The sequence below is a fragment of the Streptomyces sp. SolWspMP-5a-2 genome (genome assembly GCF_900091845.1).
GTDB classification, from domain to species: domain Bacteria; phylum Actinomycetota; class Actinomycetes; order Streptomycetales; family Streptomycetaceae; genus Streptomyces; species Streptomyces doudnae.
This window is the reverse complement of sequence record NZ_FMCI01000095.1, coordinates 1-19,560: the sequence shown is the minus strand read 5'-3', so window position 1 is coordinate 19,560 and position 19,560 is coordinate 1. Positions and strand designations below refer to the sequence as shown.

Sequence of the window (19,560 nt, the reverse complement as noted above, 5' to 3'; positions counted from 1 at the left end):
CGGCCGTACCCGGCCACGGGCCGCCCGCCCGGGCGCCGCCCGGCGGGCCCCGGCTCCCCCGTTCGGGGGCCGCGGGACCGATTCGGCCGATGTCTGCCCGGCACCGGCCGCCCGGCGTGTTCGGCTGGGGGGATGTCCTTGCTTCCGGAACCCGTGCGGCGGGTCGCCGCCTGGTGCGCTGTCGTCCTGCTGGTCTCCGGGGTCGTCTACGTCGGTGTGCGGCTCTGCGTGGAGTTCCGGACCGCCGTGACGCCCGTGCTGCTCGCCCTCCTCGGCTCCGCGCTGCTCGGGCCGCTGTACCGGCGGCTGGTGCGGGCCAAGGTCAACCCGTCGATCGCCGCCGGGCTCACCTGCGTCGCCGTGGTCGCCGTCGTCGGCGGCGCCGTGTACATCGTCGTCGCCGCCCTCATCGACACCGGCGACCAGATCGTCTCCTCCCTGAAGACCGCGGGGACCTCGCTCGCCGAGCACTTCGGGGCCGCCGGGACCTCCCTCGGCGACCTCGCGGGCAACGCCAGGCAACTGCTCGCCAAGTTCGGCGGGACCGCCGCCTCCAACGTGATCAGCGGGGTCAGCGTGGTCGCCGAGGTCATCGCCATGGCCGTCCTCGCGCTGCTGCTGGTCTTCTTCTTCCTGCGCGACTCGCAGCGCGCCGCCGGTGCCCTGCGCACCCTCGCCCCGCGCGGCACCGCCGACCTCGCCGAGGCCATGGCCCGCCGCGCGTTCGAGGCCGTCGAGGGCTTCATGCGGGGCACCACCCTCATCGCGTTCATCGACGCCGTCTGCATCACCGTCGGCCTGCTGGTGCTGCGCGTCCCCGGGGCCGTCGGGCTCGGCGCGCTCGTCTTCGTCGGCGCGTACATCCCCTACCTCGGCGCCTTCCTCTCCGGCGCCGTCGCCGTCCTCGTCGCGCTCGCCGACCGCGGGTTCGTGATCGCCCTGTGGACGCTCGGCGTCGTCCTCGCCGTGCAGGTGCTGGAAGGGCACGTCCTCCAGCCCGTGATCCAGAGCCGGACCGTGCAGATGCACCCGGCCGTCGTCATGGTCGCCATCACGGCGGGCGCCTCCGTCGCGGGCATCCTCGGGATGCTGCTCGCCGTGCCGCTCACCGCCGCGGCCTTCGGCGTCCTGCACGAACTGCGCTCCCGCTACGGCTTCGCCGACTCCGCGGACGCCTCCTGACCCACCTCCCCCGCGGGCTCCCGGAGTTCGAACCAGATCGTCTTGCCCTCGCCCCGCGGATCCACCCCCCAGGTGTCCGCCAGCAGCTCGATGAGGACCAGCCCCCGCCCCGAGGACGCCAGTTCGCCGGGGTGCCTGCGGTGCGGTAGGTCGTCCCCGGTGTCCGTCACCTCGACCCGCATCCGGCGCCCGCCCGGCCCGCCCCGCACCTCCGCCTGGACGAGCGCGTCGGCGTCCGTGTGCACGAGGACGTTGGTCAGCGTCTCGGACAGCAGCAGCACCGCCGAGTCGACCTGGTCGGCGCTCGGCCAGTCGTGCAGCAGCTCGCGGAGCTGCTGCCGGGCCACCGCCACCCGCTCCGGCTCCGCCTGCGCTACCTTCAGCAGCGTGCGCCGCACCGCGGGACCGGCCGCCGCCGACGCGTCGGGACCGGTCCCGGTGCCCGCGCGGCTCAGCAGCAGGACCGCTATGTCGTCCTCACGGCGGTCGGCCAGCGGACCCGTGGTGTGGTGCGACGACGGACCGTGCACCCCGCGCACCAGCGCGTCGGCCAGCTCCTCCAGATCCCCGCTGTGCTCCTCCAGGATCGCGCGGATGCGCTGCCAGCCGCTGTCCAGGTCGTGCCCGCCGGTCTCGATCAGACCGTCGGTGCAGATCAGCATCGTCTCGCCGGGCTCCAGGACGATCCGGGTGGTCGGGTAGTCCGCGTCCGGGTCGATGCCCAGCGGCAGACCGCCCGCCGTCGCCCGCGCCAGCACCGTCCCGTCCGCCATCCGGATCGCCGGGTCGGGATGCCCGGCCCGCGCGATGTCGAGGGTGCCGGTCGCCGGGTCCGCCTCCACGTACAGGCAGGTCGCGAAGCGCAGTTCGGACTCGTCCTCGCCCTCCGGCGTGCCGTACGTCATGCCGTGCAGGAACCGGGAGGCGCGGGAGAGCACCGCGTCGGGCCGGTGCCCCTCGGAGGCGTACGCGCGCAGGGCGATCCGCAACTGGCCCATCAGCCCCGCGGCCCGCACGTCGTGGCCCTGGACGTCCCCGATCACCAGCGCGACCCGGCCGCCGCCCGCCTCCGTGCCGCCCGGCAGCGGGATCACGTCGTACCAGTCCCCGCCGACCTGGAGGCCGCCCCCGGTCGGGACATAGCGCGCGGCGACCCGCAGACCCGGCGTGCGCGGCCCCAGCGTCGGCATCATCGACCGCTGGAGACCGTCGGTGAGAGCCCGCTCGGACTCCGCCGTACCGGCCCGCGACAGGGCCTGGGCGAGCATCCGGGCCACCGTGGTCAGCACGGACCGCTCGTCGGGCGTGAACGCGACCGGGTAGGCGAACCCCGCCATCCAGGCGCCCATGGTGCGCCCGGCCACCGTCAGCGGCAGGAACGCCCAGGAGTGCCGGGCGAACGGGGCGGCGATCGGCCAGGTGACCGGATAGCGCGTGCGGTACTGCTGCGGCGACGACAGATAGACCGCCCGGCCGGTGCGGACGACCTCCGCGGCCGGGTAGTCGGTGCTCAGCGCCAACTGGGTGAACGGGGCGACGGCGCCGGGCTGCTGCCCGTGGTACCCGACCAGCGTCAGGCGGTCGCCCTCGATGCCGAAGACCGCGAGGCCGTCGGGGCTGAACCCGGGCATCGACAGCCCGGCCGCGACCCGCAGCACCTCCTCCGTGGAGCGCGCCTCGGCCAGCGCCCGCCCCGCGTCGAGCAGGAACGCCTCCCGGGAGCGCCGCCAGTCACCGGTGACCGCGCTGCGCCCCGCGGGGGTGCCCGGCGTCGGCTCGGTGACCTCCTGGAGGGTGCCGATCAGCCGGAAGGACCGCCGGGCCGGGTCGAACGACGGCTTGGAGCGGGAGCGGACCACCCGCACCACCCGGCCCAGCTCGTCCATGACCCGGATCCGCACCTCGGCGAGCGTGTTCTCGGCGACGGCGAGCCCGACGACCCCGGTGATCTCGTTCCAGTCGACCGGATGCAGCCGCGCCCGGGTCTGGGACTCCGTCAGGGTCGTCCCGCGGGCGGGCAGCCCGAGCAGCCGCGCGGCCTCCGCGTCGACCGTGACCAGCCCCGAGGCGGTGTCCCACCGCCACAGGCCGGTGGCGAGGGAGGCCAGGACCTCCCCCACGGCGGGCAAGGGCTCACCAGTGCGCATTGCCCCACTTTAGGAAAAAGGGAACACCGCCTGCCACCGAGCGGCCGGACCGTGATCACCCGGAACCCGCGCGCGGGCCCGTCCCGGCCGGGTAAACGGTGGGGAGGCGATCATGGGGTCCCCGGTAGGCTTGGGGAAGTTTCACGTGAAACACAACCCCGATCCGCGAAGGCTGGATGAACGACGATGCATCGGTACAGGTCCCACACCTGCGGCGAGCTCCGCTCCTCTGACGTCGGCACCGACGTCCGGCTGAGTGGCTGGCTGCACAATCGGCGCGACCTGGGCGGCATCCTCTTCATCGATCTGCGTGACCACTACGGCATCACGCAGCTCGTCGCCCGTCCCGGCACCCCCGCCTACGAGGCCCTCGACAAGGTGACCAAGGAGTCGACCGTCCGGATCGACGGCCAGGTCGTCTCCCGCGGCGCCGACAACGTCAACCCGGAGCTTCCCACCGGCGAGATCGAGGTCGAGGTCGGCGAGGTCGAGCTGCTCGGCGCCGCCCAGCCGCTCCCCTTCACCATCAACGCCGAGGACGGTGTCAACGAGGAGCGCCGCCTGGAGTACCGCTTCCTCGACCTGCGCCGCGAGCGCATGCACCGCAACATCATGCTGCGCACGGCGGTCATCTCCGCCATCCGGCACAAGATGACGGCGCTGGGCTTCAACGAGATGGCGACGCCGATCCTCTCCGCGACCTCCCCCGAGGGCGCCCGCGACTTCGTCGTCCCCTCCCGCCTCAACCCGGGCCGCTTCTACGCGCTCCCGCAGGCGCCGCAGCAGTTCAAGCAGCTGCTGATGATCTCCGGCTTCGACCGCTACTTCCAGATCGCGCCCTGCTTCCGCGACGAGGACGCCCGCGCGGACCGCTCGCCCGGCGAGTTCTACCAGCTCGACGTCGAGATGAGCTTCGTCGAGCAGGAGGACGTCTTCCAGCCCATCGAGCGGCTGATGACGGAGCTGTTCACCGAGTTCGGCGGCGACCGCGAGGTCACCTCCCCGTTCCCGCGCATCCCGTTCCGCGAGGCGATGCTCAAGTACGGCTCCGACAAGCCGGACCTGCGCGCCAAGCTGGAACTGGTGGACCTCACCGACGTCTTCGAGGGCTCGGAGTTCAAGGCGTTCGCCGGGAAGCACGTGCGCGCCCTCGCGGTGCCGGACGTCTCGGGCCAGCCCCGCAAGTTCTTCGACCAGCTCGGTGACTACGCGGTCTCGCAGGGCGCCAAGGGCCTGGCCTGGGTGCGCGTCGCCGAGGACGGGTCGCTCACCGGCCCGATCGCGAAGTTCCTCACCGAGGCGAACGTCGCCGAGCTGACCAAGCGCCTGTCGCTGGCCGCCGGGCACGCCGTCTTCTTCGGCGCGGGCGAGTTCGACGAGGTCTCCAAGATCATGGGCGCGGTCCGCGTCGAGGCCGCCAAGCGGGCCGGTCAGTTCGAGGAGAACGTCTTCCGGTTCTGCTGGATCGTCGACTTCCCGATGTACGAGAAGGACGAGGAGACCGGCGCGATCGACTTCTCGCACAACCCGTTCTCCATGCCCCAGGGCGGCCTCGACGCCCTGGAGAACCAGGACCCGCTGGACATCCTGGGCTGGCAGTACGACATCGTCTGCAACGGCGTCGAACTGTCCTCCGGCGCGATCCGCAACCACGAGCCCGAGATCATGCTCAAGGCGTTCGAGATCGCGGGCTACGACCGGGAGACCGTCGAGGAGAAGTTCGCGGGCATGCTCCGCGCCTTCCGCTTCGGCGCCCCGCCGCACGGCGGCATCGCCCCCGGCGTCGACCGCATCGTCATGCTCCTCGCGGACGAGCCCAACATCCGCGAGACCATCTCCTTCCCGCTCAACGGCAACGCCCAGGACCTGATGATGGGCGCCCCGACGGAGCTGGAGGAGGCCCGGCTGAGGGAGCTGCACCTCTCGGTGCGCACCCCGCAGCCGAAGTAGACGCGGCGGACCGGGCGAAGGACCGGCAGAGGGCTCGAAACCGGCATCGGTTTTGAGCCCTTTCCCGTGCCCGCCCCGATTCACAGCTCCCTCCGATGTTTCCGCCCACCGCGCCGGCCCTAGCGTCCCGGGCCATGACGGATCATCGAGAAGCACCCGACAGACAGCAGGTCGACCGCCGCACGGTCCTGATCGCCACCGGCGCCACCGTGACCGCGCTCGGCGCGGGCGGCGCCCTCGCGGTCTCCGCCGCCGCCCAGGACAACCCGGCCGTGCGCGGCGGCGGCCGGGGCGGGGACGGCGAACCCTGCTACGCCCTCACCTCCGAGACCACCGAGGGCCCCTACTACATCGACGCGGACAAGATCCGCCGGGACGTCACCGAGGACCAGGAGGGCATCCCGCTGCGGCTGCGCCTGAAGGTGATCGACGCCGAGAGCTGCCGCCCGGTGCGGGACGCGGCCGTCGACATCTGGCACTGCAACGCGGTGGGCGTGTACTCGGGCTACCAGGACATGGGCAGCGGCGGAGGCGGCGGGGAACCGCCCACCGGGGAGCCGCCCACGGGCGAGCCGCCGACCGACGGCCCCGGCGGTCCGGGCGGTCCCGGCGGCGGGGGCGGCCACCAGGAGCCGACCGACGACGAGCGCTATCTGCGCGGCACCTGGCGCACCGACCGGCACGGCGAGGTCACCTTCCGGACCGTCTTCCCCGGCTGGTACCGGGGCCGTTGCGTGCACGTCCACGTCAAGGTGCACGTGGACGGGGAGTGGACGGACGCCGGTTACGAGGGCGGCCACACCTGCCACACCGGTCAGCTGTTCTTCGACGAGCGGTCGGTGCTGCTCTCCGCGGGCGTGGAGCCGTACGCCTCCAACACGACCGAGCGCACCACCCTCGACGAGGACACCATCTACCCCGGCAACGGACACGAGGGCGGCCTGCTGGTCCTGGAGTACGATTCCCGGCATATCGCCCGGGGTGTCCGGGCCGCGCTGACGCTGGGCGTCGCGCCGGACGAGACGCACGACAGCACGGACACTCCGCCGGGTGCGACGACGTCGCCCAGCGCGAGCTGACCTGCGGCGCGATCCTCTGCTGTTCACATACATGGTCGTAGGAACAACCCATTGACCCGGGGGTTTCGCCTCCATATCGTGCTCAAGCACGTGATGGGTATTCCTGTATGTGAACAGCGTGGGAGACAACGATGTCAGATCCGTCCACGACGCACCCGGCGCCGGGGCCCGAGCACGCGGCCCAGCGCCGGGCCGTCAGCAAGTTCCTGCGCCGCATGATGCCGTTGCTGGTCCTGATGCTGCTGATCAACAATCTGGACCGGACGAACGTCGGCTTCGTCCAGGACGAACTGCAGGCGGACGTCGGCATCGGCGCCACCGCCTACGGTCTCGGGGCGGGCCTCTTCTTCATCGGGTACGCCCTCTTCGAGGTGCCCAGCAACATGCTGCTGGAACGATTCGGCGCCCGGGTCTGGCTGACCCGCATCATGATCACCTGGGGTGTGGTGATCATCGCGATGTGCTTCATCCACAACGTCACCATGTTCTACAGCCTGCGCTTCCTGCTGGGTGTCGCCGAGGCCGGGTTCTTCCCCGGCGCGATGCTCTACATGACCCAGTGGCTGCCCGACTCCGACCGCGGCCGGGCCAGCGCCATCTTCCTCGGCGGATCGGCCGCCGCGGGCATCATCACGGGCCCGATCACCGGCGCCCTGCTCGAACTGCACGGCCTGGGCGGCTTCGCGGGCTGGCGCTGGATGTTCGCGCTGGAGGGCACGTTCTCGGTCCTCGTCGGGATCGCCGCCGGGTTCTTCCTCGTCTCCCGCGTCCAGGACGCCCGCTGGCTCACCCCCGAGGAGAAGGACGCGCTGAGCGCCGCCGTCGCGCGGGACCAGGAGGCGCGCAGCCGGGCCCCGAGGACCGCCCGCTGGCGGCTCGTCCTGCACCCGCAGGTCGCCCTGCTCACCGGCGCGTTCTTCGCGATGACGCTCACCGGGTACGCGATCACGTTCTGGCTGCCGAGTCTCATCGAGGAGATCGGCGGGCTGTCGTCCTTCCAGGTCGGACTGCTCTCGGCGATCCCCGCGGTCTGCTCCATGGCCGCCATGTACTCGATGAGCCGGTTCACCGACCGGGCGCCCGACCGCCGTCCGTTCCTCGCGATCACCCTGGTGCTGTCGGCGGTCGGCACCTATCTCGCCACCCTCGGCTCGCCGTGGTTCGGCCTCGCCGCGATCACGCTGGCCGGGGTCGGCTCGAAGTGCGCGGCCACGCTGTTCTGGCCGATGGCGCAGTCCGGACTCGACCTGCGGATCGCCGCGCCGGGCCTCGCGCTCATCAACTCCATCGGCAACCTCGGCGGTTTCGTCTCCCCCACCCTCTTCGGCTACCTCAAGGACACCACCGGCTCCACCAACGGCGGCATGTACACCCTGACCGCGGCGTCGCTCCTCGCGGTGGTCGCGGCCCGGTACATCCGCGCGGCGCGGCCGGTGGAGGCGGCGCAGGGGACCGGCGCAACCTCACCGCAGGAGCACAGGAATCCCGAGGGGGACCCACAGCGGCCTGTCGTGTCATAGAGGGCGACAACCGCGTCAGGCGGACAAGCCGGACGACGCCGCCCCGGGGACGGCGGCGTCCGGTGGGCAAGGGGAGGCAGCCATGGGGTTCGCGATCGGTTTCGCGGTACTGCTGATCGCGGGCGCGGTGGTCGCGCGGCGACGCGGACGCCGGACGGGCAGGACGCGGGACGAGGCCCACCCGCGCTGTCTGTCCGGCCGTCCGGGGCTGTCCGGCCTGGACGCGGAGGCGGAGGCGAACCGGTGGCTGATCCGGCTGGGCGCGAGCCTCGTCCCGCCGGACGCGAGAACCTGGTCGACGGCGGCGGGGGAGACGGCGGGCCGGGAGCTGACCTGGGCGTCGGAGTGCCACCGCGAGGCACGGTTCCGCCTGGCGGGGGCGCACACGGCGGCGGAGTACGCGGAGGTGACCCGCACGGCCAGGGAGGGCCTGGCCCATGTGCACGCGGCCCGCGAGGCACTGGGCGTCCGGCCGGAGGACGGCGACGTTCCGCGGGGCGCCTCCGGCGGTGCCGGGGACAGGGACGGTGACCTTCCGCGGGGTGCCTCGGGCGGTGACCGGGCCGCGGACTCCGCCCCGGCCGGTCGGGGCGGCCCCGCCCTTGAGGAGGCCCCGGTGCCGGGCGGGGTCGGTCCACCGGCACTGGGTTTCCGGGTGTGACGCGGGCGTACGACCGACCCGCCTCCCGGAGACGGCCGACGGCCCGGGTTCCGGCTCCCGGGCCGTCGGCGGCTTGCCGGCGGTGCCTACTCGTCGGCGAAGAGGTCGTCGACGGTGACGGCGGTCAGGGTGCGGGTGAGCCAGCGGGCGAGGACGTCGAGGTCGGCGCAGGTGCTGATGCGTTCACGGGCGTCGTCCGGGATGTCGACACCGCGCAGTTCGAGGACGGACAGGATCGCCTTGGCCTGGCCCTCGGCCTGGCCCTTGGCCTCGCCTTCGGCCTGTCCCTCGGCCTTGGCCTCGGCTCGGATCTCCTGGGCGATGGGTGACTTGTAGAAAGAGAGGTCCACAGCCATCAGTTTCCTCCAGATCTCTGCGGCCGGGTGCTTTCCCATGCCTTGTGCGACGAGTTCGACGACGGGGGCGGCCAGGTTGTGCGGGGTGTCCCGGAGGACGGTGGTCATCGCCTTCAGTATCGTCCCGACTTCCGGGTTCGATACGTGGGTGATCGCCGACAGGGTGGCCAGCGCCAGGTCCTTGCGGACCTCGGCCGGGTCGGTGATCACCGGCATGTTGTGCGGTCCCGCGACCAGCGGGCGCAGGGTGAGCAGGGGCCACTGGGGCGGGCCGAAGCGGACCGTTCGCGATGCCCATTCCGCCGTCGCGCGGTCCTGGCAGACCACCAGCAGCATGGGCTGTAACCGGTACTTCGTCAGCAGGTACGACGCGTAGTACGCCCAGCTCGCGAGCTTGTCAGGGTCTTTCTTGCCCTGGGCCTCGATCGCCAGCAGAAACGGCTCCTCGTCCTCCGCCTCCAGGCGTAACAACGTGTCGACGCGGCGTTCGAGCGGGCTTGTCTCCGTGAGGTCCGTAGGCATGACGCGCACGGACGTGGGACGGGTGAAGCGCACCCCCAGTGCTTCCGAGACCCCGGTGAAGAGGCCGGGGTGGTCCTGGAAGACGCGGTGCATCGCCTCATGGGGCGAACTGACCATGTGAGTTCCTGAGTTGTGGGTGTTGACGCGCGTGGCAGGTGAGGCGGTGCCTGGTGCGGGCACGCATCGTCGGGGAAGCGGGACGCCGGGTCGTGATGTCGACCGGCACACCCGTCGTCAGCGACGGGGACATCCCTCATGCGATGTGCCCGTCCTTGCGAGGGACGTCCTGATGTTCGGGAGTCCTGCTGACGCCGCTGAAGGTAGCGCAGCCAATAAGGTCCAAATCCAGCTGAGATGGGTATGTTCACCCGGGCGAGTGAGCCTCGGTGCGCGGGGGCCCGTGTCCTGGTGCGAGGTCCAGTTCCGCCCAGACGGTCTTACGGGGCACCGGGCCCGTTTCCACGCCCCAGCGGTCCGCCAGCGCCTCGACGATCAGCATGCCTCGGCCCGACTCCGCGTCCAGCGGCGGGAGTTGCGGGCACCCGGGCATCTGGTCCCCCTTCGTGTCCGTCACCTCCACCCGCAGCACGTTGCCCCGCAGGGTGAGCGCGAGGTGTGCGTCGCGGCCGGGGACCCTGCCGTGCGTCGCCGCGTTCGCGGTGAGTTCGGCCACGACGTGCTTCGCCGACTGGGTTCTGTAGGGAGGCAGACCCCACAGGCCCAGCCAGGCCGTCGCCAGCAGCCGGGCCCCTCGCGCGCCCCGCGGCGTCGCGGACAGGCGGACGGCGAAGTGGTGCTCCTGGGAGTGGAGTTGGGGGGAGATTCTCTCGTTCACGTCACTCAGCGTGGCCGCCTGTGGCTACCGTGAACAGCGACATGGACGATACGTAGAGTGACTGTCCGGGGTTGTCGCTAGGAGTACGGGCTGTCCGCCCGGCCTGCGACCTGGTGACGGAGGGGTGCGGATGTCGGTGGACGGTGACACGGCGCGACTCAAGGACGAGGCCGACGAACCGGGGTGGGAGGTCGACCCCGACGACGAGTGGGGACTCGCCGTAGTCGCCACGGTGGGGCGGCAGTTGAGGCTGAGGCGGGAAGCGGTCGGGATGCGCGCCCCGGACTTCGGGGTGGCCGTCGGGTACGGCGAGGACATGGTCTACAAGCTGGAGGGCGGCAAGCGGATCCCTCGCCCCGAGTTCCTGGACAGGGCGGACGAGGTCCTGGGCGCGGGCGGTTTGCTGGCCGCGATGAAGGAGGACATCGCCAAGGTCCGGTATCCGAAAAGAGTGCGGGACTTGGCTCAGATGGAGGCCAAAGCGGTTGAGCTCGGGGTGTATGCCGGACTGAGTGTCCATGGCCTCTTGCAGACCCCGGAGCATGCGCGAGCCCTGTTCGAGGCCTGGCAACCCGTGTACTCGCCGGATGAAGTGGAACGCGGGGTCAGTGCTCGTATGGCGCGGCAGTCCATCTTCGAGCGTTCCCCGGCTCCGACGCTGAGCTTCGTCCAGGAAGAGGCGACGCTTCGCCGACCGGTCGGCGGCACAATGGTGTGGCGCCAACAGCTCGAACACCTGCTGGAGGTAGGGCGGTTGCGCAATGTCACGCTTCAAGTGATGCGGATGAACTCGGATGCTCATCCTGGACTTGAGGGGAAGATCGAGGTGTTGAAGTTTCCGGACGGCTCGGCCGTGGGTCGTTCTGAGGGTGTCCACGGTGGTCGGCCGACTTCCGATCCGAAACAGCTTCGTGTACTTGAGCTGCGATATGGCACCATCCGAGCGCAGGCTCTCACGCCCCGGGAGTCGCTGGCCTTCATCGAGCAAGTGCTGGGAGAGACATGATCCGCGAGGCTTCTGCCGCAGACGGCTACGAACTGGCCTGGTTCAAGAGCAGCTACAGCGACGGCCCTGACGTCAACTCCTGCGTCGAGGTCGCCTCAGCGCCGGGGGTTGTCCACGTCCGGGACTCCAAGGACATAGGCCGACCCCACTTCCACGTCGGCAGGGACGCCTGGGGCGGGTTCGTCGGGCAGTTGTGACGCGTGAGGGCCCGGGAAGTCTTGCTTCCCGGGCCCTCAGCGTGGTCTACCGCGTCACGCCGCCGGCTCTCCGCCGAAGCGCTCCTTGTACGCCGCCAGGTCGTCGTCCGTCAGCTTCGCGAACAGGACCGGCGGGACCGTGAACGCGATGCCGGGGGTCAGCGTCGTCAGCGACTTCGCCTCCTCCTGGGACACCCACGTCGCCGTGTCCTCGGGGAGCGCGAACGCCTCCCGCATCGCCTTCGACGCCGCCGGGATCAGCGGCTCCGACACCACCGCGTACAGGTGGATCAGGTTCATCGCCGTCCGCAGCGTCAGCGCCGCCGCGTCCTTGTCCGTCTTGATCTCCAGCCACGGCGCCTTCTCCTCCAGGTAGGAGTTGCCCGCCGACCAGAGCGCCCGCAGCGCCGACGCCGCCTTGCGGAACTGGAGCGCCGCCATCTGCTCCTCGTACTCCGCGAGCAGCCGCGCGATCTCCTCGCCGAGGCGCGTCTCCGCCTCGCCCGGCTCACCGCCCGCCGGGACCTCCTCGCCGAACCGCTTCTTCGAGAACGACAGCACCCGGTTCACGAAGTTGCCCAGCGTGTCCGCCAGGTCCTTGTTCACCGTCGCCGTGAAGTGCTCCCACGTGAACGACGAGTCGTCCGACTCCGGCGCGTTCGCGATCAGGAAGTACCGCCAGTAGTCCGCGGGCAGCACGTCGAGCGCCTGGTCCGTGAAGACACCCCGCTTCTGCGACGTCGAGAACTTCCCGCCGTAGTACGTCAGCCAGTTGAACGCCTTGACGTAGTCGACCATCTTCCACGGCTCGCGCACCCCCAGCTCCGTCGCCGGGAACATCACCGTGTGGAACGGGACGTTGTCCTTCGCCATGAACTCCGTGTACCGGACGTCCCCGGCCGCCTCGCCGAACCACCACGACTTCCAGTCACGGTTCTCCGGGTCCTGGTCCGACCACTCCTTCGTCGCCGCGATGTACTCGATCGGGGCGTCGAACCACACGTAGAAGACCTTGCCCTCGGCCGCCAGCTCCGGCCAGGTGTCCGCCGGGACCGGCACGCCCCAGTCCAGGTCGCGGGTGATCGCGCGGTCGTGCAGGCCCTCCGTCAGCCACTTGCGGGCGATCGACGACGCGAGCTGCGGCCAGTCCGCCTCGTGCCTGGCCACCCACTCCTCGACCTCGACCTGCAGCTTCGACTGGAGCAGGAACAGGTGCTTGGTCTCCCTGACCTCCAGGTCCGTCGACCCGGAGATCGCCGAGCGCGGGTCGATCAGGTCCGTCGGGTCCAGCACCCGCGTGCAGTTCTCGCACTGGTCGCCGCGCGCCTTGTCGTAGCCGCAGTGCGGGCAGGTGCCCTCCACGTAGCGGTCCGGCAGGAAGCGGCCGTCGGTCGGCGAGTACACCTGGCGGATCGCCCGCTCCTCGATGAACCCGTTCTCGAACAGACGGCGCGCGAAGTGCTGCGTGATGTCCACGTTCTGCGGGGACGAGCTGCGCCCGAAGTAATCGAACGCCAGTCCGAAGCCGTCGTAGACCGCCTTCTGCGCGTCGTGCGCCTCGGCGCAGAACTCCGCCACCGGCACGCCCCGCTCCTTCGCGGCCAGCTCCGCCGGGGTGCCGTGCTCGTCCGTCGCGCAGATGTAGAGGACGTCGTGACCGCGCTGGCGGAGGTACCTGGAGTACACGTCCGCCGGGAGCATGGACCCCACCATGTTGCCCAGGTGCTTGATTCCGTTGATGTACGGAAGGGCGCTGGTGATGAGGTGTCGAGCCATCGTGGCTGCTCCAGGGTCGGTCGTTCGGCGTGCGTCGTGGACGCGCGAGAGGCGAACGGGGACGAGATACGAACCTTGAAATCGTAGCCGACACGGGTGAGCCGCCCGCCTCCCGTTCTGGCGGGTGGGACGCGGGCGGCTCAGGGTGTGACGGGGAGGGTTACGGGCGCCAGCCCGCCAGGATCCCCTCGTACAGCTCCGCGTCCGTCAGTTCCCGCGGGGTCGGGCCCGCGTGGAAGAACGACGTGTTCGGCGTCTTCAGCCTGCGGAGGTAGTCGAACGCCTTGTTGTCGTGCTCACCGAACGCCACGAACGAGAAGAACAGTCCCGGGTGGTTCTTCGCCGCGTCCGTCAGCGACTGGGTCGCCGGGGTCTTCGCGTCCGGGGCGCCGTCCGTCTGGAACACCACGAGCGCGGGTGCCTCCGGGCTCGTGCGGTGCGCCTCGTGGTGGGCGACGACCGCCTCCACGGCCGAGTGGTAGCTCGTGCGGCCCATCCGGCCCAGGGAGGCGTGCAGCTCGTCGATCCTGTTGTCGTGGTCCGTGAGCCCGAGGTCGGCGGTGCCGTCCAGCTCGGAGGAGAAGAAGACCACGTGCACGGGGGTCTCGTTGCCCGGGTCGAGCTGGGCGGCGAGCGCGAGGGTCTGCTCGGCCAGGGCCTGCGCCGACCCGTCCCTGTAGTACGACCGCATCGACGCGGAGCGGTCCAGGACGAGGTAGACGGCGGCCCGCGTCGTGGGGCGCCCGGCGAGAGCGGCCGCCGCGGCGGTGTACGCGCTGAGCAGCGAGGCGGGCACCGCCTGCGCCCCCGCACCCACACCAGCAGCGCCCGCATCAGCACCCACACCAGCAGCGCCCGCATCAGCACCCAGGCCCGCGCCGACGTCCGTGCCCGCATCGACGACGGAATTCCCGTCCCCGGCCGCGTCCGCCGCACCAGCAGCCTCGGGCGTCACGACCGCCTCGGCCACGTCCGGCGCGGCAACCGCCTCGGCCGTGACGGTCTCGGTGACGATCGGCGCGGCCACCGGCTCGGGCTCCGTGGCGACGGGCTCCGCGGCGACCGGCTCCGCAGCGACCGGCTCCGCAGCGACCGGCTCCGCAGCGACAGGCTCCGTGGCGACCGGCTCGACGACCGGCTCGGGCGCGGGCTTCGCAGCGATGGGCTCAGCGGCGACCGGTTCGGCGACGACGGGCTCGGTGACGACCGGTTCGGCGACGACGGGTTCGGCGACCGGCTCGGCGGGCGTCTCCTTCACCGGCTCGACCACCGGCTCCGGGGTGGCCTCGGCGGCGACCGGCTCGGGCTCCGCGACGACCGGCTCGGGCTCGGCAGCGGCCTTCTCCTCGGCGACCGGCTCGGCGGCGGCCTTCTCCTCGGCCACCGGCTCAGCCTCAGCCTCCGCCTTCGTCTCCTCGGCGACCGGCTCGGCCGACACCGCCGTCGGCTCCTGGGCCTCGATCTCCTCGGCCTTGGTCTCCTCGGCCCTGGTCTCCTCGGGCTCCGCGACCTCCGCCGCCGGCTCCTCCGCCGCCGGCTTCTCCGCCGGGGGCTCCTCGGTCACCGGTGCGGCGGGCTCGGCCACCGGCTCCTCGGCCTCTGCCTGGGGCTCGGCCACCGTCTTCGCCTCGGTCGCCTCGGTCGCCTCCGTTCCCTCCTCCGACGTCGTCGGCCTCGGGACCGTCACGTTGTTGAAGGCCGCCGAGACCAGGTCGTGCTCGTCGTCCCGCGGTTCCGGGACCGTCGCCGTCGGCGGCGGGGTCGGTTCGGGGGACGGGGACGGGATGTCCGCCTTGGTGGCCGGATCCGGTTCCTGGGACGGGGCGGGGACTGTCGGAGTCGCCGGTGCGTCTGCGGCCGGCGTCTGCGAAGAGGTACGGTCCGCACCCTCCGCCTCGGCGTCACGCCCCTTGCGTGACCTGCCGAACGCGTTCCGCAGGAGAGTGAGAATGCCCATGTGCGCAACCCTTCGCGTGAGTTGAAGCCCGTCGATCGCCGACCAGCCGCGTGCGTGGAAGCACGTCAATCGCTGGCCAGGACGGATACGTAAGGTTAGCGGCCCGAGATGGGGATCTTGGGTAGGGGAGGGAAGCCCGAGGGGCTGATCTGTCAACACCGCCGTCAATCCCCGGGGTTCACCCGTCGTTCATTCTCGCGCCGCGCTCCCGCTCCTGCGCCCCCCTACCGTCACGCCCATACCAAGGGATCGTAAGGGGAGAGCAAAGTGCGTAAGCCGCTGCCGCTGATCGGAACCCCGTCCGCATCGCACCCGGGCGGGCGCTCCGCGCTGACCTGCCGCTTCCGGTGCGGGGACGCCTGCTTCCAGGAGGTGCCCAACACCAGCTCCAACGAGTACGTCGGCGACGTGATCGCCAAAGCCGTCGGCCGCCGTTCGATGATGCGCGCGGCCGCGGCCGTCACGGTCGTCGCCGCGGCCGGGTCCGCGACGGTCGCCGGGGCGCGGCCCGCCTCCGCCGCCCCCGAAGCCTCCGGGGCCTCCGCGGCCGGGTCCGCCGGCCGGAAGAAACCCGGCCACGGCTCCCGGGCCGCCCGCGGGCTGCGGTTCGACGCCGTCGCCCCGAACACCGCCGACACCGTGACCGTCCCGGACGGGTACCGGCAGAACGTCGTCGTCCGCTGGGGCGACCCCATCCTGCGCGGGGCGCCCGCCTTCGATCCGGAGAAGCAGACCGCCGCCTCCCAGGCCGGTCAGTTCGGGTACAACAACGACTTCCTCGCGCTGCTGCCGGTGCCCGGCGAGCGCCACCGCCAGCTCCTCGTCGCCAACCACGAGTACACCGACGAGGTCCTGATGTTCCGCGACTACGACCCGGAGAACCCGACCCGCAGGCAGGTCGAGGTCGGCTGGGCCGCGCACGGCCTCGGTGTCGTCGTGGTGGAGGAGGACCGCAGGACGGGCGCGCTCACCGCCGTCCCCCGCCACCACCTCAACCGGCGGGTCACCGCCACCACCGAGTTCCGGCTGACCGGGCCCGCCGCCGGGTCCCCGCTGCTGCGTACCTCCGCCGACCGGACCGGGCGCAAGGTGCTGGGCACGCTCAACAACTGCTCGGGCGGCACCACCCCGTGGGGCACCACCCTGCACGGCGAGGAGAACTTCAACCAGTACTTCGCCAACGGCACCCGCGCCACCGACAAGCGGTACGGGCTCGGCGCGGGCGCCACCGAGCGCAAGTGGGAGCGGTTCGACGACCGGTTCGACGTCGCCCGGGAGCCCAACGAGTCGCACCGGTTCGGGTACGTCGTCGAACTCGACCCCTACGACCCGCACTCCACGCCCCGCAAGCGCACCGCGCTGGGCCGCTTCAAGCACGAGGGCGCGACCGTGCGGCTCACCGACGACGGGCGGCCGGTCGTCTACACCGGTGACGACGAGCGGTTCGACTACTTCTACAAGTTCGTCGGCAGCAAGCGGATGCGCAAGGGCTCCTCGCGCGCGGTCCGGGAGCACAACCTCTCGCTGCTCGACGAGGGCACCCTCTACGTCGCCCGCCTCACCGGCGACTCCCCCGCCATCGAGATCGACGGCACCGGGAAGCTGCCCGCCGACGGGGAGTTCGACGGCGCCGGGGAGTGGATCCCGCTCGCCACCGCGACCGCGCGCGGCGCCGTCTCGCACGTCGCCGGGATGTCCGCCGACGAGGTCTTCGTCTTCACCCGGCTCGCCGGTGACAAGGTCGGCGCCACCAAGATGGACCGGCCCGAGGACATCGAGCCGTCGCCGGTCACCGGCAAGGTCTACGTCGCCCTTACCAACAACACCAACCGCGGGGTCGGCGCGAACGCCCCCGCCGACGAGGCCAACCCGCGCAACGCCAACAAGCACGGGCACATCCTGGAGCTGACCGAGCACCGGGGCCGCGCCGAGAGCACCCGGTTCGGCTGGTCCCTCTTCCTCGTCGCGGGCGACCCGGACGACCAGGCCACCTACTTCGCCGGGTTCCCGAAGGACGCCGTCAGCCCCATCTCCTGCCCGGACAACGTCGCCTTCGACCCGCACGGCAACCTGTGGATCTCCACCGACGGCAACCAACTCGGCTCCCACGACGGCCTGTTCGGCGTCGCGACCCGGGGCGAGCGGCGCGGTGAGCTGAAGCAGTTCCTGACCGTGCCGACCGGCGCGGAGACCTGCGGTCCGCTGGTGCAGGACCGGCGGGTGCTGGTGGCCGTGCAGCACCCGGGGGAGATCTCCGGGGCGACGGTCGAGAAGCCCGCGAGCACCTGGCCCGACGGACCCGGCCGGATCGTCCGCCCGGCCGTCGTCGCCGTCTGGCGCAAGGACGGGGAGGACATCGGGGTCTGAGCCGCCCGGCTTCCGGTTCCCGTTCCCGTTCCCGTTCCCGTTCCCGTTCGCGTTCCCGTTCGCGTTCGCGTTCCGGTTTCCCGCCGCGCGTACCCGCGTCGGTCCTACGAGAGGGCCGGCGCGGGGCTCGGTCTGCCCTCTCTTTCCAGCCACTCGCGGTAGGCGGGGGCCAGCCGGGCCGCCTCCCAGTACGCCTCCTCCAGGGCGGGGAGGGCGCCGTCCAGGTCCGTCTCCGTGCGGGCCGCCAGCAGGAGCCGGACGCCCAGCGGGTCGCCGTGCAGGCGGCGGACCGCCATGTCGGCGCGGGGCAGGCAGGACGGCTGGCAGACGGCGACCACCTCGCCGGTCGCGACCAGCGCGGCGGCGGTGTGGTAATCGCCGTGCAGGACCGGCGGGTTGATGCCGGCCGTGCGGAACATCCGCTGGACCGCGTCCCATTCGCCGTCCACCGCGGGGTCGACCATCCAGCGGTCCCCGGCCAGGTCGCGCACGTCGACCACCGGGGCCGCCGTCGTCGGGTGGTCGGCGGGCAGGGACACGAACTGCGGTTCCCGGCCGACCAGCACCCGGGTCCGCAGCCCCTCCGGGACGCGCAGCGGCGTGCCCTCGACCTCGTGCACGAACGCCACGTCGAGCTGGCCGTCGGCGACCATGTGGAGCAGGACGTTCGGAGAAACGTTCATGTGGAGATTCGGTTCCTGGCCTCGGGCGCGCAGCCGCCGCAGCCAGCCCGCCAGGGCGCGGCTCGCGGTGGAGCCCACGCGCAGTTCGGTGCCGCCGGTCGCCGCCGCCCGCGCCTCGCTGACCAGGGAGCGCATCTCGGCCACCAGCGGCCTGGCCCGGCTCAGGACCAGGCGGCCCAGCGGGGTGGGGCGGCAGCCGGTGCGGGCGCGGGCGAACAGGGTGCCGCCGAGTTCCTGTTCGATACGGCGCAGCTGGGTGCTCAACGACGGCTGGGCGACGCCCAGTTGACGGGCCGCCCGGTGCAGACTGCCGGTGTCGGCGATGGCGCACAGCGCGCGAAGGTGCCTCACCTCAAGCTCCATACGGCCGGAGCGTAAAGCGGAATCACAGGTTTCACCAGATGGGCAAAACCCCCTCAGCGAGGGCGAATCGGAGGGCGGGCCTCCGGTGCCGCCCGGGGTGATAACCCCGTGCTATCGCCGGTTGCCATCATCACAGCCGCCCGCCGGGCGCCGAAACTCCTCGGTGACGACTCACCCCCCACCCTAGGAGTCCTCGATGCGTACCTCCGTCTCCCGTTCGGCCCTCGCCCTCGGTCTCAGCCTCGGGCTCGCCGCGCTCGGTGCCGCCGTGCCCGCCTCCGCCGCCCCCGCGCCGCAGGCCGCCACCACCGTCAGCGGGTACACCGGCTCCGCCGCCGAGTCCAAGGACAACCAGGCGTTCTTCGAGGCCGTCCTGAAGTCGGTCGCCGAGAAGCGCGCCGCGAACCCGACGTCGGCCGCCGCCGTGACCGTCGTCTACAACGCCTCCGGCGCCCCCACGTTCAGCGCCCAGATAGCCCGCTCCGCGCAGATCTGGAACAGCGCGGTCACCAACGTCAAGCTCCAGGCGGGCACCGCGTCCAACGCCAACTTCAGCTACCGCGAGGGCAACGACTCGCGCGGCTCGTACGCGTCCACCAACGGCCACGGCAGCGGCTACGTCTTCCTGGACTACGCGCAGAACCAGCAGTACGACTCGACCCGCGTCACCGCCCACGAGACCGGGCACGTCCTCGGTCTGCCGGACCACTACTCGGGCCCGTGCAGCGAGCTGATGTCCGGTGGCGGCCCCGGCACCTCCTGCACCAACTCGACCCCGAACGCCGCCGAGCGGGCCCGCGTCAACCAGCTGTGGGCCAACGGTCTCGCCGCCGCCATGGAGAAGGCGCTCGCCAAGTAGTCACCGCGTCCGTGCGGCGGGCCCCGGCACTCGCCGGGGCCCGCACACGCCACCACCCCCCACACGGTGCGGCCCGCCCTCCTGCACGGGGGCGGGCCGC

At 71.8% G+C, this 19,560-nt stretch carries 15 protein-coding genes; 9 read left to right on the top strand and 6 right to left on the bottom strand.

The features are described 5' to 3' along the window. Positions 1–132: 132 nt before the first annotated feature. Positions 133–1,182 carry an AI-2E family transporter gene (locus GA0115242_RS09265; RefSeq protein WP_093826488.1) on the top strand — a complete coding sequence of 350 codons (1,050 nt, stop codon included), beginning with the start codon at positions 133–135 and terminating at the stop codon, positions 1,180–1,182. Here the strand turns inward: GA0115242_RS09265 and GA0115242_RS09260 are convergent. Then, entirely contained in the window at positions 1,149–3,329 is a 2,181-nt protein-coding gene (locus GA0115242_RS09260; protein WP_093826486.1) for an ATP-binding SpoIIE family protein phosphatase, read from the bottom strand. The two genes, GA0115242_RS09265 and GA0115242_RS09260, sit on opposite strands and share 34 nt — an antisense overlap. A gap of 186 nt (positions 3,330–3,515) precedes the next feature. Between GA0115242_RS09260 and aspS the strand changes: the two genes are divergently transcribed. The 4 genes from aspS (at position 3,516) to GA0115242_RS09240 (ending at position 8,539) form a co-directional block, all read left to right on the top strand. Further along, positions 3,516–5,279 carry an aspartate--tRNA ligase gene (aspS, locus tag GA0115242_RS09255; protein WP_093826484.1) on the top strand — a complete coding sequence of 588 codons (1,764 nt, stop codon included), beginning with the start codon at positions 3,516–3,518 and terminating at the stop codon, positions 5,277–5,279. A gap of 134 nt (positions 5,280–5,413) precedes the next feature. Further along, a complete protein-coding gene (locus GA0115242_RS09250; RefSeq protein WP_093826482.1) occupies positions 5,414–6,358 on the top strand; it encodes an intradiol ring-cleavage dioxygenase in 945 nt (314 codons plus the stop codon). Positions 6,359–6,489: 131 nt separating this feature from the next. After that, positions 6,490–7,878, top strand: coding sequence for an MFS transporter (locus GA0115242_RS09245; protein ID WP_093826480.1), 1,389 nt, complete (start codon positions 6,490–6,492; stop codon positions 7,876–7,878). An 82-nt stretch (positions 7,879–7,960) separates the two neighbouring features. After that, entirely contained in the window at positions 7,961–8,539 is a 579-nt protein-coding gene (locus tag GA0115242_RS09240; protein ID WP_176729779.1) for a hypothetical protein, read from the top strand. Between the two features lie 86 nt (positions 8,540–8,625). On the opposite strand, the gene GA0115242_RS09235 is transcribed toward GA0115242_RS09240, so the two are convergent. Together GA0115242_RS09235 and GA0115242_RS09230 are read right to left on the bottom strand one after the other, a co-directional pair. Beyond that, positions 8,626–9,534 carry a hypothetical protein gene (locus tag GA0115242_RS09235; protein WP_093826479.1) on the bottom strand — a complete coding sequence of 303 codons (909 nt, stop codon included), beginning with the start codon at positions 9,532–9,534 and terminating at the stop codon, positions 8,626–8,628. 247 nt (positions 9,535–9,781) lie between these two features. Further along, positions 9,782–10,252 (bottom strand): ATP-binding protein, encoded by a 471-nt coding sequence (locus GA0115242_RS09230; RefSeq protein WP_093826477.1) that lies wholly within the window; start codon positions 10,250–10,252, stop codon positions 9,782–9,784. A 130-nt stretch (positions 10,253–10,382) separates the two neighbouring features. On the opposite strand from GA0115242_RS09230, the gene GA0115242_RS09225 reads away from it, so the two are divergent. Together GA0115242_RS09225 and GA0115242_RS09220 are read left to right on the top strand one after the other, a co-directional pair. Further along, positions 10,383–11,258, top strand: a complete 876-nt coding sequence (locus tag GA0115242_RS09225) for a helix-turn-helix domain-containing protein (protein WP_093826475.1) — start codon at positions 10,383–10,385, stop codon at positions 11,256–11,258. After that, a complete protein-coding gene (locus tag GA0115242_RS09220) occupies positions 11,255–11,455 on the top strand; it encodes a DUF397 domain-containing protein (protein WP_093826473.1) in 201 nt (66 codons plus the stop codon). The genes GA0115242_RS09225 and GA0115242_RS09220 overlap by 4 nt, the downstream gene beginning before the upstream one ends. 54 nt (positions 11,456–11,509) lie before the next feature. Here the strand turns inward: GA0115242_RS09220 and metG are convergent, their stop codons facing one another. Continuing rightward, entirely contained in the window at positions 11,510–13,231 is a 1,722-nt protein-coding gene (gene metG / locus GA0115242_RS09215; protein WP_093826471.1) for a methionine--tRNA ligase, read from the bottom strand. A 160-nt stretch (positions 13,232–13,391) separates the two neighbouring features. Continuing rightward, positions 13,392–15,188 carry a VWA domain-containing protein gene (locus tag GA0115242_RS09210; protein WP_093826469.1) on the bottom strand — a complete coding sequence of 599 codons (1,797 nt, stop codon included), beginning with the start codon at positions 15,186–15,188 and terminating at the stop codon, positions 13,392–13,394. A gap of 267 nt (positions 15,189–15,455) precedes the next feature. On the opposite strand from GA0115242_RS09210, the gene GA0115242_RS09205 reads away from it, so the two are divergent. Further along, positions 15,456–17,555 (top strand): PhoX family protein, encoded by a 2,100-nt coding sequence (locus GA0115242_RS09205; protein WP_093826467.1) that lies wholly within the window; start codon positions 15,456–15,458, stop codon positions 17,553–17,555. A 104-nt stretch (positions 17,556–17,659) separates the two neighbouring features. On the opposite strand, the gene GA0115242_RS09200 is transcribed toward GA0115242_RS09205, so the two are convergent. Further along, a complete protein-coding gene (locus GA0115242_RS09200) occupies positions 17,660–18,601 on the bottom strand; it encodes a LysR substrate-binding domain-containing protein (RefSeq protein WP_093826465.1) in 942 nt (313 codons plus the stop codon). A 196-nt stretch (positions 18,602–18,797) separates the two neighbouring features. Here GA0115242_RS09200 and snpA point away from each other — a divergent pair, with 196 nt between their 5' ends. Continuing rightward, positions 18,798–19,460, top strand: coding sequence for a snapalysin (gene snpA, locus GA0115242_RS09195; RefSeq protein ID WP_093826463.1), 663 nt, complete (start codon positions 18,798–18,800; stop codon positions 19,458–19,460). Positions 19,461–19,560 lie beyond the last annotated feature (100 nt).